24 protein-coding genes and 1 pseudogene are annotated in these 24,295 nt (G+C 72.8%); 11 read left to right on the plus strand and 14 right to left on the minus strand.

Translation table 11 applies throughout. The annotated features are described in order from the left end of the window. Positions 1 to 14: 14 nt before the first annotated feature. On the minus strand, positions 15 to 974 hold the full coding sequence (locus tag AC0AIB_RS09970) for a terpene synthase family protein (RefSeq protein ID WP_465096470.1): 960 nt from the start codon (positions 972 to 974) through the stop codon (positions 15 to 17). A gap of 156 nt (positions 975 to 1,130) precedes the next feature. On the opposite strand from AC0AIB_RS09970, the gene AC0AIB_RS09975 reads away from it, so the two are divergent. Then, positions 1,131 to 1,757 (plus strand): UbiX family flavin prenyltransferase, encoded by a 627-nt coding sequence (locus AC0AIB_RS09975; RefSeq protein WP_328340946.1) that lies wholly within the window; start codon positions 1,131 to 1,133, stop codon positions 1,755 to 1,757. A 163-nt stretch (positions 1,758 to 1,920) separates the two neighbouring features. Here the strand turns inward: AC0AIB_RS09975 and AC0AIB_RS09980 are convergent, their stop codons facing one another. Continuing rightward, a complete protein-coding gene (locus AC0AIB_RS09980; protein WP_328340944.1) occupies positions 1,921 to 2,187 on the minus strand; it encodes a BldC family transcriptional regulator in 267 nt (88 codons plus the stop codon). 268 nt (positions 2,188 to 2,455) lie between these two features. On the opposite strand from AC0AIB_RS09980, the gene AC0AIB_RS09985 reads away from it, so the two are divergent. The 3 genes from AC0AIB_RS09985 (at position 2,456) to cds1 (ending at position 4,974) form a co-directional block, all read left to right on the plus strand. Continuing rightward, complete coding sequence (locus tag AC0AIB_RS09985) at positions 2,456 to 2,914, plus strand: Lrp/AsnC family transcriptional regulator (RefSeq protein WP_328340942.1); 459 nt, start codon at positions 2,456 to 2,458, stop codon at positions 2,912 to 2,914. A gap of 118 nt (positions 2,915 to 3,032) precedes the next feature. Further along, entirely contained in the window at positions 3,033 to 3,860 is an 828-nt protein-coding gene (locus AC0AIB_RS09990; RefSeq protein ID WP_465096471.1) for an SDR family NAD(P)-dependent oxidoreductase, read from the plus strand. Between the two features lie 22 nt (positions 3,861 to 3,882). After that, positions 3,883 to 4,974, plus strand: a complete 1,092-nt coding sequence (cds1, locus tag AC0AIB_RS09995) for an L-cysteine desulfhydrase Cds1 (RefSeq protein WP_328340938.1) — start codon at positions 3,883 to 3,885, stop codon at positions 4,972 to 4,974. Between the two features lie 9 nt (positions 4,975 to 4,983). On the opposite strand, the gene AC0AIB_RS10000 is transcribed toward cds1, so the two are convergent. From AC0AIB_RS10000 to AC0AIB_RS10025, 6 genes are all read right to left on the minus strand, one after another. Next, positions 4,984 to 5,280, minus strand: coding sequence for a hypothetical protein (locus tag AC0AIB_RS10000; RefSeq protein ID WP_328340936.1), 297 nt, complete (start codon positions 5,278 to 5,280; stop codon positions 4,984 to 4,986). Further along, positions 5,273 to 5,818: a DUF6232 family protein gene (locus tag AC0AIB_RS10005; RefSeq protein WP_328340934.1), complete on the minus strand. Its 546-nt coding sequence runs from the start codon at positions 5,816 to 5,818 to the stop codon at positions 5,273 to 5,275. Before AC0AIB_RS10005 ends, AC0AIB_RS10000 begins: the two co-directional genes overlap by 8 nt. Positions 5,819 to 6,122: 304 nt before the next feature. Continuing rightward, positions 6,123 to 6,740, minus strand: coding sequence for a putative glycolipid-binding domain-containing protein (locus AC0AIB_RS10010; RefSeq protein WP_465096472.1), 618 nt, complete (start codon positions 6,738 to 6,740; stop codon positions 6,123 to 6,125). A 97-nt stretch (positions 6,741 to 6,837) separates the two neighbouring features. After that, the gene (locus AC0AIB_RS10015) at positions 6,838 to 8,724 is read right to left on the minus strand and encodes a DEAD/DEAH box helicase (RefSeq protein ID WP_465096473.1); all 1,887 of its coding nucleotides are present in this window, start codon (positions 8,722 to 8,724) and stop codon (positions 6,838 to 6,840) included. Between the two features lie 256 nt (positions 8,725 to 8,980). Then, positions 8,981 to 10,414, minus strand: coding sequence for a hypothetical protein (locus AC0AIB_RS10020; protein ID WP_465096474.1), 1,434 nt, complete (start codon positions 10,412 to 10,414; stop codon positions 8,981 to 8,983). A gap of 140 nt (positions 10,415 to 10,554) precedes the next feature. Further along, a complete protein-coding gene (locus AC0AIB_RS10025) occupies positions 10,555 to 12,150 on the minus strand; it encodes a C40 family peptidase (RefSeq protein ID WP_465096475.1) in 1,596 nt (531 codons plus the stop codon). Between the two features lie 244 nt (positions 12,151 to 12,394). Here AC0AIB_RS10025 and mqnE point away from each other — a divergent pair, with 244 nt between their 5' ends. The 3 genes from mqnE to AC0AIB_RS10040 all read left to right on the plus strand — a co-directional run bounded on the left by mqnE (position 12,395) and on the right by AC0AIB_RS10040 (position 14,464). After that, positions 12,395 to 13,564 (plus strand): aminofutalosine synthase MqnE, encoded by a 1,170-nt coding sequence (gene mqnE, locus AC0AIB_RS10030; RefSeq protein WP_328340927.1) that lies wholly within the window; start codon positions 12,395 to 12,397, stop codon positions 13,562 to 13,564. Between the two features lie 23 nt (positions 13,565 to 13,587). Beyond that, positions 13,588 to 14,028, plus strand: a complete 441-nt coding sequence (locus AC0AIB_RS10035) for a hypothetical protein (protein WP_465096476.1) — start codon at positions 13,588 to 13,590, stop codon at positions 14,026 to 14,028. Between the two features lie 163 nt (positions 14,029 to 14,191). Next, positions 14,192 to 14,464 (plus strand): DUF4229 domain-containing protein, encoded by a 273-nt coding sequence (locus tag AC0AIB_RS10040; protein ID WP_328340923.1) that lies wholly within the window; start codon positions 14,192 to 14,194, stop codon positions 14,462 to 14,464. A gap of 16 nt (positions 14,465 to 14,480) precedes the next feature. Here the strand turns inward: AC0AIB_RS10040 and AC0AIB_RS10045 are convergent, their stop codons facing one another. Further along, positions 14,481 to 15,839 carry a C39 family peptidase gene (locus tag AC0AIB_RS10045; RefSeq protein ID WP_328340921.1) on the minus strand — a complete coding sequence of 453 codons (1,359 nt, stop codon included), beginning with the start codon at positions 15,837 to 15,839 and terminating at the stop codon, positions 14,481 to 14,483. A 203-nt stretch (positions 15,840 to 16,042) separates the two neighbouring features. Between AC0AIB_RS10045 and AC0AIB_RS10050 the strand changes: the two are divergent. The 4 genes and pseudogenes from AC0AIB_RS10050 to AC0AIB_RS10065 form a co-directional block, all read left to right on the plus strand. Next, a pseudogene (locus tag AC0AIB_RS10050) lies at positions 16,043 to 17,350 on the plus strand (M14 family metallopeptidase); the annotation flags it as partial. A 357-nt stretch (positions 17,351 to 17,707) separates the two neighbouring features. After that, positions 17,708 to 18,643, plus strand: a complete 936-nt coding sequence (locus tag AC0AIB_RS10055) for an ABC transporter substrate-binding protein (RefSeq protein WP_465096477.1) — start codon at positions 17,708 to 17,710, stop codon at positions 18,641 to 18,643. Positions 18,644 to 18,875: 232 nt separating this feature from the next. Then, positions 18,876 to 19,910, plus strand: a complete 1,035-nt coding sequence (locus AC0AIB_RS10060; protein WP_328348957.1) for a FecCD family ABC transporter permease — start codon at positions 18,876 to 18,878, stop codon at positions 19,908 to 19,910. A gap of 55 nt (positions 19,911 to 19,965) precedes the next feature. Next, entirely contained in the window at positions 19,966 to 20,775 is an 810-nt protein-coding gene (locus AC0AIB_RS10065) for an ABC transporter ATP-binding protein (RefSeq protein ID WP_465096478.1), read from the plus strand. Here the strand turns inward: AC0AIB_RS10065 and AC0AIB_RS10070 are convergent. The 5 genes from AC0AIB_RS10070 to AC0AIB_RS10090 all read right to left on the minus strand — a co-directional run bounded on the left by AC0AIB_RS10070 (position 20,770) and on the right by AC0AIB_RS10090 (position 24,223). Next, positions 20,770 to 21,552 (minus strand): VOC family protein, encoded by a 783-nt coding sequence (locus AC0AIB_RS10070; RefSeq protein ID WP_465096479.1) that lies wholly within the window; start codon positions 21,550 to 21,552, stop codon positions 20,770 to 20,772. The two genes, AC0AIB_RS10065 and AC0AIB_RS10070, sit on opposite strands and share 6 nt — an antisense overlap. Positions 21,553 to 21,645: 93 nt before the next feature. Then, positions 21,646 to 22,383 carry an ABC transporter permease gene (locus AC0AIB_RS10075; protein ID WP_328340914.1) on the minus strand — a complete coding sequence of 246 codons (738 nt, stop codon included), beginning with the start codon at positions 22,381 to 22,383 and terminating at the stop codon, positions 21,646 to 21,648. A gap of 12 nt (positions 22,384 to 22,395) precedes the next feature. After that, complete coding sequence (locus AC0AIB_RS10080; RefSeq protein ID WP_328340912.1) at positions 22,396 to 23,289, minus strand: ABC transporter ATP-binding protein; 894 nt, start codon at positions 23,287 to 23,289, stop codon at positions 22,396 to 22,398. Continuing rightward, positions 23,286 to 23,597, minus strand: a complete 312-nt coding sequence (locus AC0AIB_RS10085; RefSeq protein WP_328340911.1) for a transcriptional regulator — start codon at positions 23,595 to 23,597, stop codon at positions 23,286 to 23,288. The genes AC0AIB_RS10080 and AC0AIB_RS10085 overlap by 4 nt, the downstream gene beginning before the upstream one ends. Further along, entirely contained in the window at positions 23,594 to 24,223 is a 630-nt protein-coding gene (locus tag AC0AIB_RS10090; protein ID WP_328340909.1) for a transporter, read from the minus strand. The genes AC0AIB_RS10085 and AC0AIB_RS10090 overlap by 4 nt, the downstream gene beginning before the upstream one ends. Positions 24,224 to 24,295: the final 72 nt, after the last annotated feature.

Raw genomic sequence — 24,295 nt, forward strand, 5'->3', positions numbered from 1 at the left:
GGTTGGGGAGGGCGTCAGGGGTGGGTGGGGTAGCGGGCGCTTTCGAGGGTCCAGTCGATGGTGCCGCGGACGGCGTTCGCGATGCCGGCGAGGTGGGCGGCGACGGCATCGTCCAGGGCGGGGCCGAACGACGGGACCGTCGCGCGTCGCCTCTCGAAGGCGGCCATGGTGTCCTGCCACCGCTCGGCGACCAGCTCCACCGCCTGCGCCACCGGCACGTTCCGTTCGGCGGCCAGCGCCAGCACCAGGTTGTGCCCGCCGGCGGTGGCCCGGTCCCGCTCCACCGAGGCGAGGTCGTTGTACCAGGAGAGCAGGTCGTTGCCGAGTGCGCCGATCTGACGCAGCAGCGGATGGTGGTAGACCGCCTCGGGCAGCGTCCGCCCCCCGACGAACTCGATAAGCGGGTACGACACGTACGCCGCCGAGGTGGCCCGGCGCAGTTCGACGTACTCGGTCACCCCGGGTGCCCGTCCGTTCTCCTTCGCCACCGCCTCCCGCCAGGTGCCGTCCAGGTGGTCGGCGACCGCGTCGGTGAACCGTAGCCGCCAGCGTGCCGGCATCCGGCGTCGGGGCGCCCGCCACGCCTCCACCAGTAGCCGTCGCAGCGGCCCGCCGAACCCCGGGTGCCGTCGTCGAGGGCCGTCGTGCAGCAGGGTCAGCGTCCCCGTCCGCAAGGCCCGGATCTGCTCCGGGGGGAGCCGGTCCGGCCCGTCACAGGCGTCGTCCACCAGGAAGAACCAGGTGAACAGGGCGGTCACGGTACGCAGGTCCGGCTCGTCGGCGTCCGGGTAGAGGCGGCCGGCATACCTGGCGAAGCCGGCCCGGTCGAGCCGGCCCAGTGCCTCGGCGTCCAACGGGAACCCCCACCGGGGCAGCCGGTCCAGCAACCACTCCTGCACCCCGTCGGCGTACGGCGAGAGCCGGGGTGGGATCGGGCACGTCGACCGTAACGCCCAGAGGACCTCGCCGACCATACCGATGCCTCCCCCCGTACGGTGTGGATCAGTAGACCGCAGCATCCCAGGTCGCCCACGGACGCGTCGCCCGGGTCCGGTCGGTGCAGCCGGGCGGGGGCGGGGATTCCCGGGGGTGGGCGTCGACAGTCGGGGCAGACCAGGCAGGCTGGTTGTATGCGTGAACCATGGGTGGTCGGGGTCTCCGGGGCGTCCGGCACCCCGTACGCGGCGGCCGTCGTCCGGGGGTTGCTCGACGCCGGGCAGCCGGTGGACCTGATCGTGTCCCGGGCCGCCCGGCTGACCGTCCTCGACGAGACCGGTCGGCCGTTCCGGGACGGCCACTGGGCCGAGGACCTCGCCGGTTGGCTGGGCCGGGATCTCACCGACGACGACGTACGGCACTGGCCCGCCGGGGACATCGCCGCCGGTCCGAGCAGCGGCTCCTACCGGGTACGAGGAATGGCGGTGGTGCCGGCCAGCACTGCGGCCTGCGCCGGCATCGCCATCGGCCTGTCGAAGGACCTGCTGCAACGCGCCGCCGAGGTCAACCTCAAGGAACGACGCCCGGTGGTGCTGGTGCCCCGGGAGACCCCGGTGACCCGTAGCCACCTGGAACACCTGATCGCGCTGCACGACGCCGGCGCGGTGGTGCTGCCGGCCAGCCCCGGCTTCTACGGCGCGGGTGCGTCCGCCACCGCAGCGCAACTTGTCGACTTCGTCGCCGGCAAGGTGCTGGACGCCCTGGGCGTGCCGCACACGCTGTTCCGCCGCTGGTCGGGCCAGTTGGCCGCCGACCGCTGACCCGTCGTCGATCTGGGTGCCGCACACAACAAGCCGCCTACCGGCACCTGACGCGGGTGGCCGCCCGGTGGCGGGGCCGGACGATCCCCGCCGGAACCCGTCAACCGCCCAGTCGGAGGCGGGCCGGACCTTTCGGCCGGCCCGCGCGCCCGTATCGCACCATTCAGTACATCCCGGCATTGGCCGGACCCGGCCCGGTCGAGGCGGTAGGGCCCGCATTGCGCGGTTTGCCCATGTCATCCGCCTCGTCCAACATGCCCTCCCCTTCCAGCAGGGCCCGCACCTCGGATTCCCGAAACCGGCGATGCCCGCCTGGAGTCCGGATGCTGCCTATCCGGCCGGCCGCCGCCCACCGCGTCACAGTCTTCGGGTCCACCCGAAACAGTGCGGCGACCTCACCCGGTGTCAGCAGGCGATCTCCAGTGTCCACAGCCCCCTCCTCGCGTCGACGAAGCCCTCGGCTGAACACACTGCCCCCGGCCGGTGCGAGCCCAGAGCCGTCATGAGGGACGTATGGCAATTACAGCACCAGCGACCTGGCCTGTCCGCCAAACGCGAAAAACGCACGGAGTGAGAAGTTAGTAAATGGTACCGGCGCGGCACTCCCTTGACCGTCGGTCTGCGAACTGTCACCTGCTGTCATGTTCAACGGATGCCCGGCGCGGGACGTTACGCCCCAACGGATAGGCTCACCCTCCGTGGACACGATCGACCGGAGCCTCGTCGAACTGCTGCGCGGTAACGCCCGCCTGTCGTACGCCGAGCTGGCCCGGCAGGTCGGTCTCTCCGCGCCGGCCGTGCACGAACGGGTCGGCAAGCTGGAGTCCAGCGGCGTCATCCGGGCATACCGCGCCGAGGTCGAGCCAGAGGCGATCGGGCTCGGGGTGACCGCGCTGATCGGCATCGTCGAGGACTCCGGCGGGGACACCGACGACGTGCTGGAGACGTTCCGGCAGATGCCCGAGATCGAATCCTGCTACTTCATGGCCGGCGTCGAGTCCTTCCTGCTCAAGGCGCGGGTGGGCACCATCGCCGAGCTGGAGCAGCTGATCGTCCGGCTGAGCCGTACCCCCGGGGTGGCCTCCACCCGCACCGGCATCGCGCTGTCGACCAAGTGGGAGAACCGGCCCCAGCCGATCGAGCCGCCGACCTCCTGACCGGCCGCCGTGCCGCACCGCGGACCGACCGGCCGCCGTGCCGCCCCATGGACGGGCCCCGACGCCGTCGGGCGGGCCGGGGCTGGTGCGGAAGGGACGACGGCGATACCTTGCGCCGATGACGACGCCTGCGCCCACCACCGCCGTGGTGACCGGGGCGGCGGGCGGGCTCGGCCGGGCCGTCGCCGCCGCGTTGCACGCCGACGGCTGGACCGTACTCCTGACCGACCTGGATGCCGACGCGGTCGCGCTCGCCGCCGGACCGCTCGGCGGATGGTCCCGGGCGCTCGACGTCCGCGACGGGGCGGCCTGCGCCGAGGTGGCCGCCGAAGCGGCCGGTCGGGGCGGGCTCGGACTCTGGGTGAACAACGCCGGCATCCTGGTCACCGGGCCGTCCTGGACGCAGGATCCGGCCACCCGACGGCGGGTGCTGGAGGTGAACACGCTCGGCGCGATGACTGGCACCCTCGCCGCCCTCGACGTGATGCGCGCCCAGGGGCACGGGCACGTGCTCAACGTCGTCTCCCTGGCCGGGCTGGTCGCCGCCCCCGGCGAGACCGTCTACGCGGCCAGCAAGCACGCGCTGCTCGCGTTCAGCATCGGCACCCTCGCCGACCTGCGGACGGCCGGGCTGCGCGACGTACACATCTCCTGTCTCTGCCCGGACGGCATCTGGACGCCGATGCTGCACGACCGGCTGGACGACCCGGACGCGGCGGCCTCTTTCACCGGCACCCTGCTGCGCCCGGAACGGGTCGCGGCGCGGGTCGCCCGGCTGGCCCGGCGCCCCCGCCCGGTGGTCAGCCTGCCGCGCTGGCGGGGCGCCCAGGTACGTCTGCTGGACACCTTTCCCCGGTTGGCGCTGGCGCTGGTCCCGGTGGTCCGGGCGGTCGGCCGGGCCGGGCAGCGCCGGCAGCGCCGCCGGGTCGGCCCGAACCCGAGCTGACCTCGCTTGTAACGTTGCCGACGTGACTCATCTGGACCGGTGCGACGAGGCCAGCCGGGTGTGGGTGACCGAGGCCATCGCCTCGGTGGAGGCCGACGCCAACCGGTCCGCCGACACCCACCTGCTGCCGTTCCCACTGCCCCGGCAGTGGGGGATCGACCTCTATCTCAAGGACGAGTCGGTGCACCCCACCGGGTCGCTCAAGCACCGGCTGGCCCGTTCGCTCTTCCTCTACGGGCTCTGCAACGGCTGGATCGGACCGGCGACCACGGTGATCGAGGCGTCCTCCGGCTCGACGGCGGTCTCCGAGGCGTACTTCGCCCGGATGCTCGGGCTGCCGTTCGTCGCGGTGATGCCCGCCTCCACCTCCCCCGAGAAGATCGCCCAGATCGAGTTCCACGGCGGGCGCTGCCACCTGGTCGAGGATCCGGCCAAGGTGGTGATCGAGGCGCGCTGGCTCGCCGAGGACAGCGGTGGGCACTTCATGGACCAGTTCACCTATGCCGAGCGGGCCACCGACTGGCGGGGCAACAACAACATCGCCGAGTCGATCTACGCACAGCTCGCCCTGGAGCGGCACCCGGTGCCGGCCTGGATCGTGGTGGGCGCGGGCACCGGCGGCACCAGCGCCACCATCGGCCGGTACGCCCGCTTCCAGCGGCTGCCCACCAAGCTCTGCGTGGTGGACCCGGAGAACTCCGCGTTCTACCCGGCCTGGCAGGCCGCCGACTGGTCGGCGTGCACCGGCCGGGGGTCCAGGATCGAGGGGATCGGCCGGCCCACCGTCGAGGCGTCCTTCCTCCCCTCGGTGGTGGACCGGATGACCCAGGTGCCCGACGCCGCCTCGCTGGCCGCCATGCGGGCCGGCTCGGCGGTGCTCGGCCGGCGGGTCGGCGGCTCTACCGGCACCAACCTGTGGGGTGCGTTCGGGCTGATCGGGGAGCTGCTCGCGCAGGGCCGGACCGGCTCGGTGGTCACCCTGATCTGCGACGCCGGAGAGCGTTACGCCGACACCTACTACGACGATGCCTGGGTGGCCGGGCAGGGCCTCGACCTCGCCCCGCACCTGGCCACCATCGAACGTTTCCTCACCACCGGCAGCTGGCCGGCCTGACCGGTGCCGTCAGGTCAGCGACTGCACGATGAATTCCACGGCCGTACCCGTGGCCAGGGTCTTCATCGCAGGGCCGAGTCCCTTGCGTACCGCCTCGTGCAGACCGGTGAGGCGGCTCTTCTCCTGCCTGACGGTCTCGGCGGCCACCACGGGGTCGACGACGTTTCCCTGAGCGTCGGCAGCTCCCTTCTGCTGTAGCAGGGAGATGAGCGAACTCAGCTCGTCGGCGGCATCCCGACCGACGATCTTGCCGATCTGGAGATATCCGCCGTGCATGTTGATCTGGTCGCCGTAATGGTCACCCACCGCGCACCACCTTTCCGATCTGGATGCCGTTGCTCTTCATGTTGATCTCGTCGCCGAAGACCAGTTTCCGATTGTCGATGTTCTGGATGATCTCCCGAATCGGCGGATTCTCGATGGCCTCGGCGATGAGACCCACCAGCCCGTCGATCATCACGCCGTCGGTGCTCACGAGGGCGGCGCTCGGCGCACCAGTGGTCTCCAGCACGAGGGCGTACTGGGTGGCCCGGGTGGCGATGCGGAACGCCGTCCAGCCACTGTGCGCGGCGAGGGCCAGGAAGACCAGCGCGGCGACGACGGCGACCCCGCTCGGCGCGTCGGCCTGGGCGCCGCAACAGAGCGCTACCGTCAGGCCGAACAGCCAGAAGACGGTTCTGGTGATGGCCCGGGTGACCCCCGCCCGGTCGGGTGTGGAGACCAGTGACTGCACGCGGGCGATATTGCGGAGCTGGTAGATGTCGCTACCGACCCACAGTGTGGCGCGGTTGATACGGAGCTGGGTGGTGCCGCCATGGTCGGCCACGTCGGTACCTCTCTTCACGACCTGTCGGTTTATGTGCCGCCGTGCCGACGCCGACGCTATTCCGCGCCGGAATACGGCTGGCGACACTGGATGCGACGCAAATGGTAGTGGAGTGAGAGTCCCGTGAGCGAGACCTGTCGGTATTGGGACAGGATTGGCGAAGGTGCTACTTCCACATAGCTTTCCGGGGCCGGAAAACGGCTCTTCGGAACTGTCGGCCCAACTGTTCGGGCGACCACCGGCAGGCGTCCGTTCGACATTGCGGGCGGCGCGTACGACGGGCGGCGGCGTCACCCCTGTTCGGGGCGACGGACGGTCGGACTCAGGCGGGCGACCGCTCCGCGAGGCCCGGATAGCGGATCACGAAGCCGTCGTCGTCCACTGTCAGTTCGGCCCGGAAGGTGTCGCTGGCGAAGCCGACCCGCCCCGACCCCAGCGCGGTGTAGACCTGCTCGCCGGCCACCACCTCCAGGCTCGGCACCAGCACCCACGCCACGGTGATCCGGTGCTCGACGCTGGACGTGGCTCCGGCCAACCCCAACCGGCGGATCGGCAGGCTGTTGAACAGCACCGAGCCGCCCAGGTCGACGTCGAGGGCGTCGTGCAGCCGGTCGGTGTCCTCGATGCCGGGCAGCCCTGCCGGTGGACGACCGGCCGCTCGGAGCACCGCGTCCAGGTCGCCCTGCTCGCCGGTCGTCGCCCGCCAACCGTCCGCCCCGCGTTCCAGCCGTACGGTCCGTGACCAGCCGGCCCCCTCGACCTCCACGGCGAGCGACGTGGTGACTCCGTCCGCGTCGGTCACCAACCGGTAACGGCAGGTGTAGGGGATCGGGTCGACCGCCAGTTGGGTGCCGTGCGCGGCGACACCGGACCCGTCGTCGAGGACGGCGTGCTCGGCCCCGGCGGTGTCCGTCCGGCTCCAGAAGAGTGACCTCGGCATGGTTCGGACGTTACGCCAGCCGGTTGCCGCCGGCAGCGCCATGCGGAAACGCCGCCCCGGAGCGTGGGCTCCGGGGCGGCGTCGACGATTCGTCGGATCAGTGGGTACGCGCCGGCGGCCGGCCGCCGAAACCCTGCCGGTCGTCGCGCGGTCGGTCGTCGCGAACCCGCCCCTCGGTGCGGAACCCGCCCTGCCGGTCGCCGCCACGGGGGTCACCGCTGCCGAACCGGCGCTCCCCGGAAGGCTGGTCGCTCCGGCCGCCGAACCGCTGCTCGCCCCGGTCTCCGAAGCGCCGATCGGTGCGGTCGCCGTAACCCCGCTCGGTCCGGGTGCGGTCGCCGTAACCCCGCTCGCCGCCGGGTCGTTCGCCGTAACCCCGCTCGCTGGCCCGGTCACCGTAGCTGCGCTCGCCGCCGGGGCGGGCGCTGTAACCGCGGTCGCCGGCGGGACGGTCGCCGTAACCCCGCTCGCCGCCGGGGCGGGCGCTGTAGCCGCGCTCGCCGGTGGGACGGTCGCGGTAACCGCGCTCGCCGGTGGGTTGGCGATCCCCGGTCGGTCGGTCGCCACCGTAGCTCCGGTCCCCGCCGTAGCCCCGGGAGTCCCGGTTGCCGCCGTAACCCCGGCTGTCCCGGTTGCCGCCGTAGCCCCTGGAGTCCCGGTCGCCGAAGCGGCGCGGCCGGTCGCCGTGCCGGCGCGCGTCGGGCTCCTCGCGTACCGGGACCGGGACGCCGCTGGGCTCGCGGGCACCGGTCAGTTCGGTAAGCACCGCGTCGCCGACCCGGACCCGCGTCTCGGCCGGCGCCACGCCGGCCTTCTCCATCATCGCCAGCGTGGTCCGCCGCTGCTTGGGCAGCACCAGTGTGGCCACCGCGCCGGACTCGCCGGCCCGAGCGGTACGGCCCGCCCGGTGCAGGTAGTCCTTCGGGTCCTTCGGCGGGTCGATGTGCAGCACCAGGGAGACCCCGTCGACGTGGATGCCCCGGGCCGCCACGTCGGTGGCGACCAGCACGTTCATCCGTCCCTCCTTGAACTCGGCGAGGGTCTTGGTGCGCATCCGCTGGGTCTTGCCGCCGTGCAGCCCACCGGCCCGCACACCCACCGCGCCGAGCTGTTCCACCAGCCGGTCCACGCCGAGCTGGGTACGGGCGAAGAGCATGGTCCGGCCGGGGCGGGCCGCGATCGACGCCGCCACGGCGAACTTGTCGTGTGGCGGGATCAGCAGCAGGTGGTGGTCCATGGTGGACACCGAGGCGGTCGACGGGGCGGTGGAGTGCGTCACCGGGTCGGTCATGAACCGCCTGACCAGGGTGTCGACGTCGCCGTCCAGGGTGGCCGAGAAGAGCAGCCGCTGGGCGTTCGCCGGGGTCTTGGCGAGCAGTTCGGTGACCTCGGGGAGGAAGCCCATGTCGGCCATCTGGTCGGCCTCGTCGAGGACGGTCACCTCGACGTCGTCCAGGACGCAGACGCCCCGGTTGATCAGGTCACCGAGTCGGCCCGGGGTGGCTACGACGATCTCGACACCCCGACGCAGCGCGTCGATCTGCCGGTCGTACGGCACGCCGCCGACGGCGGTCTTGAGGAAGATCCCGACGGCTTTGCCCAGCGGCAGCAGCGCGTCGTTGACCTGCATCGCCAGCTCGCGGGTGGGCACCAGGACCAGGGCGCGCGGGTGCAGCGGCCGGGCCCGGTTGCGCTCGGCCAGCCGGGCGATGACCGCCAGGCCGAAGGCCAGGGTCTTGCCGGAGCCGGTCTGGCCCCGACCGAGCACGTCCCGGCCGGCGATGGCGTCGGGCAGGGTGGCCCGCTGGATCTCGAACGGGGCGGTGATGCCCTGCCGGGCGAGGGTGTCGACCAACTGCCGGGGCAGCCCCAGGTCGGCGAAGCCGACGACGGGGGCGGTCGGGGCCGGTTCGGTGCCGGTGACGTCACCGGTCGGGAGGTCGTGGGCGGACGGAATGGTGCCGGGGTCAACAGAGGTGGTCAAGAAATGCCTTTCGAGCGGGGCGCATCTTCGCGATGGCCCGCCGCAGCATGAGGTACGCCGCCGAATCGCCCGCAAGATCGCCCAGGGGCACGCCACGCGCGCCAGGTCAGTGATCCCGACAAGTGTACGGCGATCCGGCGGTGCCGCCAGTGCATCCCGAGGCGGTAGTGGGCGGACTCACCTCGGCTCGGTCGTCCTCACCCGCCCGGCAGGCCCGCCCAGCAGGACATCCGTCGAGCGCAGCCTCGGCCCGATCTCACTTGGACAGCATGCCGCCGACCAGCCCGTCCATCACGTCGCCGGCGAGCAGGACGACCAGCACGCTGATCGCCACCAGCAACCCCAGCGAGGCGGCCAGCACGATCACCACCCGGGTGGTCCTGGTCCGCGAGGTCGGCGTGTCGGACCAGCCCTGGGCCAGGATGTGCCCGGTCAGCGAGCCGGAGTTCTCCACCGGATTGGCGGCCGGGAAGGCGATCGTGGAGTGCCCCGGCCCGTCGGTGCCGCCGCCGAAGCCGACGCTTGCGAGGTCCTGGCCGCCACGATAGGACGTACCGGTGGCCGTCCGGCGCGGACCGGGTGCGGCCGGGGACCGGCCGGGCGGTGCGGAAGCCGACACCACCGGTAGCACCGACGTGGCGTCCCCGGCTGACGGGTCGGGGACGACCGGTGCCCGGAACGTGGGCACGGCCGCACCGGCACCCCCCGCACCGGCTGGCCCCACCGAGGCCGCAGGCGTCGGGGCCGGACCCGCCGAGCCGGGCGCGGTGGCGGTGCTGCCGGGCGCGGTGGCGGCCCCGCCGGGCGTGGGGACGGTGCTGCCGGGAGTGGGGATGGTGCTGCCGGGCGTGGGGACGGCCCCGCCGGGCGGGGTGGCGGTGGCGGGGGCGCTGGCCCGGAAGGTGGGCGTCGGGTTCGGCCGGTCGGGCATGGCCGGTGGCGGCGGGAACGGAGGCGCCGGCATCGGGCCGGGCGACGGCGGAGGCGGAGGCACCGCCGGACCCGGGGGCGGCACCGGCGGCCCGGGTACGGGTGGGACCGGCCCGGGTGGGACCGGGACGGGACCGGGCAGCGGCGGAACCGGCGCGGGAAACGGACCGGGCGCCGGCGGCTCGGGAGTGAACGGCGACGGGCTCGGGGCCGGCCCGGGAGCGGGTTTCGGCGGCGGTGGCGGTTCCGGGGTGGGCTCCGGTGCCGGGGTCGGCGGGGTGGGCGGCCGGACCGGCTCCGGGGGCAGTGCTGGCTCCGGGGGCAGTGCCGGCTCCGGCGGCTCCGGAGCGACCGGGGTCGACCGGTACACCCCACCGGCCGCATCGCCGGCTCGCGTCCCCGCTCCTGCCGCCGCGCCTTCGGCCTCGGCGGCGGAGATCCGGCTGAGCCCGGGGACGGAGACGCTGGCTCGTGCCGTGCCGCCGTCCGGTCCGCCGCGCTGTCCGGGAACGACGGCCGGGGCGGCGGGTGCGTCGTCGGGGCCGGCGGAGGCCACCGGGGCGCCGGCTCGGTAGGTGGTCGCGACGGCCGGCTCGGCGGACGGTTCACCACCCTCGGGCGGTGCGGTCACGGTGCTCACGCTGGCCGTGGCGCGGGCTGGCCGGTCGGCAGCTCCGGTGGGCCGGCCCGGGGCGTCGGCGGCCGGGTCGGGCACGGGCCCCTGGTCGACCCGCTCCACCGGAACCTCTTGCTCACCCATGATCACCCTCCGCGCACCCTCGCACCCGCGTCCCGCGTCCCGTGACCGGTGACCGGCTGTGCCTCGTGTCACCGTGCCACATCTCGCCCCGTCGGCACAGCCGGAGTACCGACCGGGGCCGACGCGCCGGGGACGGTCGGTCAGCTCCCGGTGCTCGCCGAGGCGGTCGCCGATGCCGAGGCGGACGCCGACCGGCTGCTCTCCGGGGTGCCGGTGCTGGTGGCCGTGGTCGGGGTGGCGCTGCTGGTCTGCGGGGTCGGGGTGCCGGAACCGGAGACGCTCGGCGTCGGGCCCGCGCTCTTGGTCGGCGTGGGCGTCGGGGTCGGCGTCGTGGAGCTGGACGTCGGGGTCGGGGTCGGGGTCGGGGGCTTCGTCGGTACCGTGGTCGACCCGCCGGTCGGCCGAGGCGTCGGCGTGGTGGGCTTCGGGGACGCGGTGGTCGGCTTCGGCGAGGGCGTGGTGGGCTTCGGGGTCGGCGTCGGGATCTGGGTGACCGGGGAGCCGGGGGTGGTCACCGCGCCGACGACCCGGGTGGAGGCGTAGAGGCCGGACCAGCGGACCTGGGAGATCTTGACCACGTCCCCGCTGCGCGGCGCCTGCACCATCCGCCCGCCACCGATGTACATCGCGACGTGGTGGATGGTCGTCCAGCTGCTGCCCGAGGCGAAGAAGAGCAGGTCGCCGGGGAGCAGGGCACCCTGGGAGACCGTCCGGCCGCGGGTGGCGTAGTACTGGTCGCGGGCGACCCGGGGCAGGTCGTAGTACCCGGCGGACCGGTAGGCGGCCCACATCAGGCCGGAGCAGTCGAACCGGTCCGGGCCCTCGGCCGCCCAGAGATAGGGGTCACCGAGCTGCGCCAGCGCGTACCGCACGGCGGCGAGCGCCTGCGGGCTGGCGTTCAGGCCGCTGCTGCTCTGCCCCTCGACGTACGCCGCGCCCAGCTTCTGCTCGGCGGCCTCCTGCTGCTTCTCCAGCGCGATGAGCTGGGTCTGGTTGTTGGCCCGCAGCTTGATCAGCGTGGCGTCGTTGTCGCGCAGCGCCTTCTGTACCGCGGCGAACTGCTCCTCGGCCCGCCGGACCCGGTCCTCGGCGGCGGTGACCGCCTGGGCCGCGACCTGCTCGGCGGTGCGGGCCCGGGACAGTTCACCGGCCGCCGCGGTGGTCTCGTCGTCGGCCTGCTCACCCCGGGAGACCCGCTGCAGGACGCTCAACCCGCGCAGGTCGCGGGCGAGTTCGCCGGGCGGCAGGGCGGCGGCGGCCTTGAAGGCGTTGGCGGCGACGGCGTTGGCCTGCTGCTCGGCCACGGTCAGCGCGCCCCGGGCCCGGGTCAGCTCACCCTGCACGCCGGTGAGTTGGAGCCGCGCGTCGTCGCGCTGCTTCTGCAACTGGAGGAGCTGGTCGGCGAGCTGACCGTTCTGCGCGGTCAGGGCGTCGATCTGGGACAGCAGCGGACTGGTCGGGAGCCCGCCGACCGGCAGGGTCGGATAGCCGGGCTGACCGAGGGTCGGGTAGCCGGGGGCCGCCGCGCCGGGCAACTGCAATCCGCCCGCCGCCACCGGCCGGGTACCGGTGTCCGGGACGGTGTTGGGCAGCGGCGGCTCGGCGTAGGCCGGGGTGGTCAGGACCATCGCGGCGACCGCGCCGAGCAGGGCCGACCAGAGCGCCGGACGTAGCACCGGGGAGATCAGCGGGCTTCTGCGTCGTTGCTGCCGTCGCCCGTGCCCGCTGTCGACCATTCCGCTCCCTGATGTCGCGTGATGGCGCCGCGCGGGGTGGGCGCGGCGACCGGGACGCCACCGGTCGTGCGTTGCGCCCCATCCTGTCTTACCGCACCGGGACAACGATGTCGATGCGCAGACGGCTTGGAGAAGCCTGGGAGTACGGGTGAAGTACGTCGCTGCCGGTGCCCGTCCTGCCGACCCGTCGGTGGTCCGACGTAGGCTCGATCGGGACCGCAGGTGGAAGGGACGTGGCTTTTCGATGGACGCCGGACTCAAGCGTGAGCTCGAAGCGAAGGTGTACGCGGGGGAGCGACTGACCCGCTCGGACGGGATCGCCCTCTATGAGAGCGACGACCTGACCTGGCTGGGCCGGCTGGCCCACCACCGGCGTACGGAGTTGAACGGCGAACGGGTGATGTTCAACGTCAACCGGCACCTCAACCTGACGAACGTCTGTTCCGCCTCGTGTGCGTACTGCTCCTTCCAGCGCAAGCCGGGCGAGAAGGACGCGTACACGATGCGCATCGACGAGGCGGTCCGCAAGGCCAAGGAGATGGAGGACGAGCAGCTCACCGAGCTGCACATCGTCAACGGCCTGCACCCCACGCTGCCCTGGCGCTACTACCCGAAGGTGCTGCGGGAGCTGAAGGCGGCGCTGCCGAACGTCAAGCTCAAGTGCTTCACCGCGACCGAGGTGCAGTGGTTCGAGAAGATCAGCGGCCTGTCGGCCGACGAGATCCTCGACGAGCTGATGGACGCCGGCCTGGAGTCGCTGACCGGCGGCGGCGCGGAGATCTTCGACTGGGAGGTCCGCCAGCACATCGTCGACCATGCCTGCCACTGGGAGGACTGGTCGCGGATCCACGCGCTGGCCCACGCCAAGGGCATGAAGACCCCGGCGACGATGCTCTACGGCCACATCGAGGAGCCCCGGCACCGGGTCGACCACGTGCTGCGGCTGCGCGAGCTGCAGGACCAGACCGGCGGTTTCGCCGTCTTCATCCCGCTGCGCTACCAGCACGACTTCGTCGACTCGGCGGACGGCAAGATCCGTAACCGGATCCAGGCGCGCACCACGATGGCCTCGCCGGCCGAGTCGTTGAAGACGTTCGCGGTCTCCCGGCTGCTGTTCGACAACGTCCCGCACGTGAAGAACTTCTGGGTGATGCACGGGCTGTCGGTGGCCCAGCTGTCGCTCAACTTCGGCGTGGACGACCTGGACGGTTCGGTCGTCGAATACAAGATCACCCACGACGCCGACTCGTACGGCACCCCGAACACGATGCACCGGGACGACCTGCTGCACCTGATCTGGGACGCCGGTTTCCAGCCGGTCGAGCGGGACACCCGCTACAACGTGGTGCGCGAGTACGACCGGGCGCCTTCGCCGGCGCAGCGGCGTGCCGAGCCCCAGCAGGTCTGGGCCTGACCCGACCGTATGCTCGGCACACCATGACCGGACAGCAGCCGACCGCGCCGCAGCACAGCGGTTTTCCCCGCCGGGACGCCGAGGGGCGCATTGTGACCCTGGGTGACCTGCTCGGGGTGAGCGTGGCCGGCTGGCTGATCGGCCTGCTGGCGCTTGTGCTCTTCGACTGGGCGTTCGCGGTGGCCGGCGCGGGCGACTTCGGCCGTACCAATGGCTGGCTCGCGGTGATCCTGCCGGCCTGGCTGTTCTGGGACGACTTCCGGGCCTGGGACTTCGGCGCGGCCCGGGTGGTCGCGGCGTTGTCCGCCGCGGTGGTCGCGGTGCTCGCCGGGCTGCTGGTGGCGGGCCTCGCCGCAGGGCTGGCACCGCTGTTCACCGGCGGGCTGGCCGCGCTCGCGTTCACCATCGGGTACGCGGCGCTCTGGTTCCAGGGCGTGCACTGGCTGGCCCGACGCACGGGCTGAACCACAGGCGTCGGGGCCCCGGCGCAGAAGCAAGAGGTGGGAAGCATGAGCGCGAGGAGTGAGCCGGGTTTGCGAGCCCCGCAGTCGCGAAGTGAGGTGGGCCCATGAGCGTGAGGAGTGAGCCGGGTTTGCGAGCCCCGCAGTCGCGAAGTGAGGTTGGCGCATGAGCGCGGCGGTCAAGTACACGTTGGCCCGGATCGGGCTGTTCCTGGTGGTCGTGGCGGCGCTGTGGCCGGTCGGGATGAACCTCTTCCTGAAGCTGATGGTGGCGTTGATCTTCTCCGCCGCCGCGTCGTTCTTCCTGCTCCGGGGCTGGCGGGACCAGATGGCCGAGGAGGTGGCCGCCGCCGCCGAGCGGCGACGCGCGGAGAAGGAACGGCTGCGCTCCGCCCTGGCCGGCGACGACCACCCCGCCGGGGGCGACCCGCGCCCCTGACCCCCGCCCCGCAGGATCACCAGTTGGTGGAGCCCGGGACGACCGGCCACGGGCGGTCGGTCGGCTTGATCAGGTAGGCGATGCCGCCCGGACCGCCGGCCACCGAGCCGTCGGCCCGGTGGCGCTTGGTCCGCAGCCAGATCTGCTCGAACTGGTCCCGCCGGTAGACGTTGCGCACCTCGGCGTTGGACGCCGACGCCGGGTCGTTGACGATCACGTCACCGTCGGCGGTGAAGCCGACGATCACGAACAGGTGCCCGGAGGTGCCGTAGTTCGACCCGTCCAGCTCGGTGTCGAGGAAGGACTGCGAGGTGATCACGGGGATGCCGGCCCGGACGAACCGTTCCACCTCGTCGAGCGAGTGCAGCCGGGTCACCCGGGCCTCGATGCCGGGGAAGCTTGCCGCGTACGCGGTGTTGAACGGCCAGTTGCCCGCGCCTTCGTACTCGTTGTCCCAGGTCATCCGGGCGGCGTGGACGACCTGCGGGTCGGGGTGGTCGGGGTCGATCCAGGCCAGGTCGGCGGCCGACGGCAGCCTGCCGTAGTACTCCAGCACCATCGTGGTGGACGTCGGGCTGCACCAGACCTGCCCGCCGCCGCCCCACTCCGGGTAGCTGCCCCGGTGGATCATCTGGGAGCGGGCCGGCACCGGCAACTCGGTGCCCCAGGCGATGCCGCCCCGGCTGGGGGTGACGGTGAACCGGTCCGGCACCTGCGAACTCATCGCGCCGAGCATCCGGACCCGGGGTGAGGCGGCCTGGCCGGGCGCGCGGTAGAGGGTGAGCCGCAGTCGGTACGACCGCAGCAGCACTCCGGCGGCGGCGTCGTCGATGGCGAAGGTGTCGGTCCAGACGCTGGACCAGGGGTCGCCCTGACCGTCCAGGGTGGCCCGGGCGATGTCCTCGTCACCGTCGGCCCAGCGGGCCATCACGTACCACGGGGTGTGGTCGCCTGTGGTGTAGGTGCCCTGGAGTTCGACCTGGAGCCAGGTGCCGGCGGGGGTGTCGGCGTTCCAGGAGGCGACGAGTTCGGTGGCGTCGAAGCCGATCGGGGTGCGCGGCGAGGTCCAGGTGGCGTACTCCCAGGTGCGGGTGGTGCCGGTGTGCGGGTCGGTGAACTCGGTGCTGCCGGCGGGACGGCCGATGGTGAGGCCGCCGCGGTGGCCGGGTACGGCGTACGTGCCCCGGTGGGTGCCGGCCCGCCAGTCGGGGTGCCGGGACCACTCCTGGAAGGTGATCTGCTCGTCGTGTCCGCCGGCGGGCGTGCGGTCCGCGGCGGGTGACGGGCCACCGGCGCGGACGGGAGCGGTGCTGGCGAGCAGGGTGAGGGTGGCGACGCCGACGAGGGCGACCGCGCGCAGGGCTCTGCTGGACATGGCAACTCCGCAGGGTGGGGAATCGTTGCCGTTCACTGTCCCGCGCGGCAGGAAATTTCGCCAGGTCGTGGTAGAAGGAAAATCCTTGCCGGGATGACGATCCGATCGGGATGGTCAGAGATAGTCACAGATATTGATATGACCAGGTGACTCCTGGTGGAGTGGGCGCACAGCGGGATACCCGTACCCCGAGGAGGACGTCCATGGCCTTCCGCACCTCCCCCTTCCGGCGTCGGCTGGTGCTCGCCGTCGTCGCCGGCCTCGGCCTCACCGCCGTCGCCACCGGGCCGGTCTCCGCGCGCCCGGCCCCGGAACCCGAGCCCGCCGCCGCCGAATACCGGGTGCTCGGCCCCCGTACCCTGGCCGACCGTAACGCCGTCGCCCGCACCGGCGCGGCCATCGACTCCGCCGAGCACGGCGTGCTGTACGTCTCGGCCACCCGGTCCGAGGCCGCCGCGATCACCCGGCTCGGCTTCCGGCTGGAGAAGGAGGCCACGCCGGCCCCCGCCGAGGGGGCGGGCACCTACGCCTTCCCGCCGGCCGACTCGAACTACCACGACTATGCCGAGCTGACCGCCGTGGTCAACCAGGTGGTCGCGGACCACCCGGCCATCGCCCGCAAGATCAGCATCGGTAGGTCGTACGAGGGCCGCGACCTGATGGCGGTCAAGATCTCCGACAACGTCGGCACCGACGAGGCCGAACCGGAGATCCTGTTCAACTCCCAGCAGCACGCCCGCGAGCACCTGACCGTCGAGATGGCGATCTACCTGCTCAACCTCTTCACCGACAGCTACGGCACCGACTCCCGGATCACCGGCATCGTCAACTCCCGGGAGATCTGGATCGTCCCCACGGTCAACCCGGACGGCAGCGAGTACGACATCGCCACCGGCTCCTACCGCTCCTGGCGTAAGAACCGGCAGCCCAACAGCGGCGCCGCGGCGGTCGGCACCGACCTGAACCGGAACTGGGGCTACAACTGGGGCTGCTGCGGTGGCTCGTCCGGCACCCCGTCGTCGACCACCTACCGGGGGCCGTCGGCCTTCTCCGCGCCGGAGACCAAGGCGCTGCGGGACTTCGTCAACAGCCGGGTCGTCGGCGGGGTGCAGCAGATCAAGGCCAACATCGACTGGCACACCTACTCGCAGCTGGTGCTCTGGCCGTTCGGCTACACCACCGCGAACACCCCCAGCGGGATGACGGCCGACCAGTACAACACCTTCGCCACCCTCGGGCAGCAGATGGCGGCCACCAACGGGTACACCCCCGAGCAGTCAAGCGACCTCTACATCACCGACGGCGACAGCCTCGACTGGATGTGGGCGACACACAAGATCTGGGCGTACACCTTCGAGATGTATCCCGGATCGTCCGGTGCCGGCGGCGGCTTCTACCCGCCCGACGAAGTGATCCCGGCGCAGACCTCCCGGAACAAGGAGGCGGTGCTGCTCCTGTCGGAGTACGCCGACTGCCCCTACCGGGTGATCAACAAGCAGAGCACGTACTGCTGAACCCTCTGACGTGACTCCGGGTGGGGTCCCGTAAGCCCCCGACGGGACCCCACCCACCCCTCCCGACCAGACGATCTTCGCTGGTCGTGCGCTACCGTGGCACCCGATCGATCCGCAGCGAAGCCGGTGCGAAACCGGCGCTGTCCCGCAACTGAGATGCCCCACCGTGGTTCCCGGCCCTGCCGGGGCCACCCCGACGCCCGGCCTGAGCGGCCGGCGTCGTCGCGTGTGGGGACGAGCCAGGTCGCCTGCGGTCGGTCGCGACACGCGCTCTCGAGGAAGGGCGCCTCGCGGACGGGTACGCCAGCGGCCCTGTCGGCGAAGCACCACGCTCCTCGACCGACAGGAGGCCAGATGTCCCGACGTACCCCCCGGCTGTTCGCCGCGACCCTCGCGGTGGCCGCCCTCGCCCTCGGCGCGTGCGCCGAGAAGACCTCCGACACCCCCGCCACCGGCGGCAGCTCCGGCACCGCCGCCTTCCCGGCGACGGTCGGCAACCTCACCCTGGACGAGCGGCCCGAGAAGATCGTCTCGCTGTCGCCCACCGCGACCGAGATGCTCTTCGCCATCGGCGCCGGCAAGCAGGTGGCCGCCGTCGACGACCAGTCGAACTTCCCTGCCGACGCGCCCAAGAGCGAGCTGTCCGGCTTCCAGCCCAACGCCGAGGCGATCGCCGGCAAGAACCCCGACCTGGTGGTGCTCGCCAACGACACCAACAAGATCGTCGCCCAGCTCACCGCGCTCAAGGTCCCGGTGCTGCTCACCCCGGCCGCGACCACCCTCGACGACACCTACCGGCAGCTCACCGACCTGGGCACGCTCACCGGCCACCCGACCGAGGCGGCCGACGTCACCGCCCGGATGAAGGACGAGATCGGCAAGCTCACCAAGGACCTGCCGCAGCGGTCGACCAAGCTGACCTATTACCACGAGCTGGGGCCGGAGCTGTACAGCGCGACCAGCAAGACCTTCATCGGCTCGATCTACGCGATGGCCGGCCTGGAGAACATCGCCGACGCCTCCGACGCCGACGGCAAGAACGGCGGTTACCCGCAGCTCTCCCAGGAGGTCATCGTCAAGGCGAACCCGGACTTCGTCTTCCTGGCCGACGTCAAGTGCTGCCAGCAGAGCGCCGACACGGTCAAGGCGCGCAGCGGCTGGGCCGGCGTCACCGCCGTCAAGAACAACCAGGTCGTCGCCCTCGACGACGACGTCGCCTCGCGCTGGGGGCCGCGCGTGGTCGACCTGCTCCGCTCGATCGTCGACGCCACCGCCAAGGTGCCGGCGTGACGGTCCACCACCGGTGACCGTGCGCTCCACCGACCCCGGGCCGGCCGGGACGCCCGACGCGTCCCGGCCGCCCGGCGTACCCGAGCCCGGTCCGGTAGCCGGCGCATCCCCGGCCGGGTCCGGGCCGACCGGGTCCGGGCCGACCGGGCCGGCGTCCGCCCCGGGTCGACGGTCCGCCGCCGGGTCGGCCCGCACCCCGAAGGCTCCCGCCGGTACGCCCCGACCGGCCGGGCTGCGCAAGCGCTGGCTCGCCGCCGGGGTACTCGCCGTGCTGGTGGCCCTGGTCGCCGGGGTGTCCCTCGGCCCGGTCGGCCTGCCGCCCGGCAGCGTCGCCGCCGAACTGCTCAACCTGCTGCCCGGGGTACGCCTGGACAGCGGGCTGACCGAACGCGAGATCGCCATCGTCACCGAGCTGCGGCTGCCCCGGGTGGTGCTCGGCCTGCTCGTCGGTGGTCTGCTCGCCCTGGCCGGCGGCTGCTACCAGGGCGTGTTCCGCAACCCGCTGGCCGACCCGTACCTGCTGGGGGTGGCGGCCGGCGCGGGGCTCGCGGTGACCGCGGTGATCACGCTGGGGGGTGCCGGGGCGGGTGGGGCGCTGACCGGGATGCCTGTCACCATCCCGCTCGCCGCGTTCGTCGGCTCGCTCGGGGCGGTCGCCCTGACCTACCTGCTCGGGGCGGCGGGTGGGCGGGACCGCTCCCCGGCCACCCTGATCCTGGCCGGGGTGGCGGTGTCGGCGTTCCTCGCCGCCGGGCAGACGTACCTGCTGCAACGGCACTCCGACAGCATCCAGCAGGTCTACTCCTGGCTGCTCGGCCGGCTGGGCACCGCCGGCTGGGGCGACGTCCGGCTGATCCTGCCCTATTTCGTGCTGACCGCCGTGGTGGTGCTGCTGCACCGCCGCGAACTCGACGTGCTCTCCGTCGGCGACGACGAGGCGGCCAGCCTCGGCCTGCACCCGCAGCGCTCCCGCTACCTGCTGATCGCCGCCGCCTCGCTCGGCACCGCCGCCGCCGTCTCCGCGTCCGGGCTGATCGGTTTCGTCGGGATCATCGTGCCGCACACCGTACGGTTGCTGGCCGGGTCGAGCTACCGGGTGATCCTCCCGCTGTCGATGCTCTTCGGCGCGGCGTTCCTGGCGCTCACCGACGTGGTCGCCCGCACCGCAGCCGCCCCCGCCGAGATCCCGATCGGCGTGGTGACCGCCCTGCTCGGCGGCCCGTTCTTCGTCCTGGTCCTACGCACCGCCCGCCGGGTGTTCCCGTGAGCGCGAGGAGTGAGCCGGTGTTGCGAGCCCCGCAGTCGCGAACAGAGATAAGCCCGTGAGCGCGAGGAGTGAGCCGGTTCTGCCGGCGGTGGAGGTGCGGGGGCTGCACGTGCGGTTGGGCGGGGAGGTGGTCCTGGCCGGGGTCGACCTTACGGTCGCCCCGGGTGAGTGGGTCACCGTGATCGGGCCGAACGGCGCCGGCAAGTCGACCCTGCTGCGTGCCGTCGGCGGCCTGCTGCCCGCCCCGGGCGCGGTCTCGCTGTTCGGTACGCCGTCCGGCGCGCTGCGTCGTCGGGACCGGGCCCGGGTGGTGGCGACGGTGGCACAGTCCCCGGTGGTGCCGGCGGGCATGTCGGTGTTCGACTACGTCCTGCTGGGGCGGACCCCGTACATCGCGCCGCTGGGTCGGGAGTCGACCGCCGACCTGGCCGCCGTGCACGACGTACTCGACCGGTTGGATCTGACCGGGTTCCACCGGCGGGAGCTGGCCACCCTCTCCGGCGGTGAGCGGCAGCGGGTCTTCCTGGCCCGCGCGCTCGCCCAGGGTGCCACCCTGCTGCTGCTGGACGAGCCGACCAGCGCGCTGGACATCGGTCACCAGCAGGAGGTGCTGGAGCTGGTCGACCAGCTCCGCCGGGCACACGGCCTCACCGTGCTGGCCACCATGCACGACCTCTCGGTCGCCGGCGAGTACGCCGACCGGATGGTGCTGCTCGCCGACGGCCGGGTCGTCGCGGTGGGGTCACCCGACCGGGTGCTCACCGAGGAGTTGCTGTCCCGCCACTACCGCGCCCGGGTCCGGGTGATCCCCGGCGACCACGGCCCCCTGGTGGTCCCCACCCGCCCGGGGGCACCGCGATCATGAGGGGTCGACGTCGCCGCGCCCGGCTTCCGTCTGGAGCAGGGAGAAAATGGCGCCCTGCGGGTCGCGGAGGGTGGTGAGGCGGCCCAGCAGGGTGTCCCGGGGCGGGGTGTGGATGGTGCCGCCGAGGATGGTGGCGCGGGCGGCGGCGGCGTCCACGTCGGCCACCGCGAAGAACACCGACCAGTACGCCGGCCGCGCGCCACCGTCACCGGTCGTCGGCAGCATTCCGGCCACGATCCGTGCCCCGCACCGCCAGCCGGTGTAGCCGTACCCGGCGGTGGGTTGTTCCTCCGGGTGCCAGCCGAAGACCAGCTCGTAGAAGACCTCCGCGCCCTCCGGGTCCGGGCTGACCAGCTCGTTCCAGCACATCGCCCCGGGGGCGTCGAGCAACTCCGCCCCGGGCATCCGCATCGGTTGCCAGACGCTGAACACCGCGCCGGCCGGGTCGGCGAAGACCGCCATCCGGCCGGCGTCGAGGACGTCGAACGGGGCGACGAGCACCTGCCCGCCGGCCGCCTCGACCCGGGTGGTGACCAGGTCGGCGTCGTCGGTCGCCATGTACGTCGACCAGACCGGCACCTGGTCCGGACCGGCCGGTGGGCCGGCGCCGGCCACCGCCCGGCCGTCCTTGCGGAAGGTGGTGTAGCCGGCCGCCTCGGGTTCCGGCGCGATCCGGCCGGTCCAGCCGAACAGCTCCGGGTAGAACCGTCGGGCGGCGTCCAGGTCGGGGGTCGCCAGGTCGGTCCAGCAGGGCGTGCCCGCGGCGACGGTGCTCATTGTCGGCCCCTCTCGGCTGCGGGGGCGTGCCGGTGGACGCCCTGCCGGCATCGTGGCACCGGTCGGCGGTCACCGGGCCGAACCGGCGAAAGGTCAACTGAACCGGCGACCCTCGTCCCGCCGGTAGGCCCAGCCGGAGACCCCGGCGAGCAGCACGATCCAGACGCCGAGCATGGTCAGGGCGAGCGGGTCGGGTCGCCAGTCGCCGACCGCCGTCCACATCAGCTCGACCGCGCCCCGGGTGGGCAGGAACGGGGCGATCACCTTGATGAAGCCGGGTGCGTCGTCCGGGCCGGAGAGCAGGCCGCCGCCGAAAGCCAGCGGGAAGAAGACGACCTGCGCGACCACGATCGCCGCCTTGCTCGGCAACGAGTAGCCGATGGCGAGGCCGAGCAGGGTGAACGGCACCGACACCACGGCCACGGTGACCGTGCCGAGCAGCAGCCCGGCCGGGGTGACCCGGGCGGCGGTGGCGACCGCCGCGATGATCACGACGGGCAGCATCGACAGGTACGTCAGCACCAGCCCGGCCAGGATCCGTCCGGCAAGTCGGGGCCCCGGGCCGGCCGGCAGGGTCCGGGTGTACGGGTTCCACGGCTGGTCGCGGTCCTCGGCGACGCCGACGCCGTACTGGAAGATGTTGGCGCTCATCACCGCGAAGGTGACCATCGCGGCGGTGGCGTAGGTGGCGCCGGTCGGGTCGTCCCCGGCGAACGGGACGACGAAGAAGAGCATCGCGGCGGCGGGAAAGAAGGCGCTACCGACCACGGCGACCGGGATGCGGATGATCTCCAGTAGCTGGTAGCGGGCGTGGACCAGGGCGAGCGGCACGGCGTCGACTCCTCAGGCGGTGGGTCGGCCGCCGACGGCGGCACTGGTGGCGGTGATGGCGAGGAACGCCTCCTCCAGCGAGGTGGGGCGGACCTCCAGCTCGCGGAACGTCACCCTGGCGGTGACCAGGTCGCGGACCAGTTGGTCGGCGTCGGTGGTGAGCAGGTGGGTACGCCCCTCGGTGTGCTCGGTGGCGACCACACCGGGCAGCGCCGGCAGGTCGTCGGCGACCAGGCTGACCCGGCGGACGCCGACGATGCCCCGGATCGCGTCGACGGTGTCGTCGGCGAGCACCCGCCCCTGCCCGATCACCACCACCCGCTGCGCCAACGCCTCCACCTCTTCGAGGTAGTGGCTGCTCAGCAGGACCGTCCCGCCGTCGGCGTGGAACGACCGGATCGCCTCCCACAGGGTGCGCCGGGCCTCGACGTCCAGCCCGGTGGTGGGTTCGTCGAGGACGACCAGCCGGGGCCGGCCGACGAAGGCCAGCGCGACGGCGAGCCGACGCCGCTGACCGCCGGAGAGCCCACCGGTCTGCCGTCTGACCTGGTCGGCGAGGCCGAACCGGTCGAGCAGCTCGGCCCGGGGCACCGGGTCGGGGAAGTGCGCGGCGACGAAGTCGACCACCTCGCCGACCCGGAGCGTGCCGGGCAGGCCGGTCTCCTGCGGGGTGACCCCGAGCTGCCGCCGGGACGCCGGCCGGCGTGGGTCGCCGCCGAAGAGTTCGACCCGGCCGGCGGTCGGTCGGCGCAGCCCGACCAGCATGTTGATCAGGGTGCTCTTGCCGGCGCCGTTCGGCCCGAGCAGGCCGACCAGTTCACCGGCAGAGACGGTCAGGTCGACCCGGTCGAGGGCGAGGACGTCGCCGTACCGGCGGGTGGCCTGGTCGGCGTGGGCGAGGATCATCGGTTCTCCCGGGGGTCGGCGGGGTCGAGCAGGGCACGGATGTTCTCGGTGTACTCCTCGAACGCCCGCCGGCCGCGCCGGCTGAGCCGGACCAGGGTGGTCGGGGTACGTCCGCGGTGGGTCTTGTCGATCTCGACGTAGCCGGCGTCCTCCAGCTTGCGCAGGTGGACGGAGAGGTTGCCGGCGGTCATCGCGAGCAGTTCCTGGAGGCGGGGGAAGGTGATCCGGTCGCCGGCGGCGAGGGTGGCCAGGGTGACCACCACCCGCAGCCGGGCCTGGGCGTGGATGACCGGGTCCAGTTCGCTCATCCGTGCCGCCGCCGGGCGAGCGCGCCGGCCACCAGCAAGCCACCACCGCCGCCCACCGAGACCACCAGGGCGTGCCAGCCGGGGCCGGCGAGCACCCCGACGATGTTGACCGCGGTGAGCCAGACGCCGAGGCGGAACAGGGTGCGGTCGAGCCAGATCGCGCCCCCGGCCATGTGCAGCGCGCCGGTCAGCGCCACCGACAGCGCCGACCAGAGCAGCCCGGCGAGGTCGGGCGGCAGACTGTCGGTGACCCGGCCGAGGATCAGCGACAGGCTCAGGAAGCCGAGCCCCCAGGACGCGCCGTACCAGCTGCCGCGCCGGGCCGACTCGCCGGCGACGTGCCGGTAGGCGCGGGCGCTGCCCACCCCGAAGACCACCGTGGCGGCGACGAGTAGCACGAAGAGCACGGTCGGCGGCAGCCAGGCGGGCATGTCGACGAGGGTCCGGCCGTCGGGGGAGAAGCGCAGGAAGTAGACCCCGAAGCCGATCAGCCAGGCGAACCCCCAGGGCCAGTAGTGCAGCCGGGGATCGGGTTCCAGCCGTCGGGCGGTGCTGGCCCGCTGTTCGCGGATCAGCCGCATCGCGTCGGCGGCGTCGAGCGGGGCGACGTCGTCTTCCGGGTTCATGCAAACTACTTTAAAACACAAAGTCGAGCCGCCGGTGGTCCGGGTCGGCCACCGGACAGCCGGACTGCCCAC

The sequence above is a fragment of the Micromonospora sp. DSM 43699 genome (assembly GCF_055517075.1).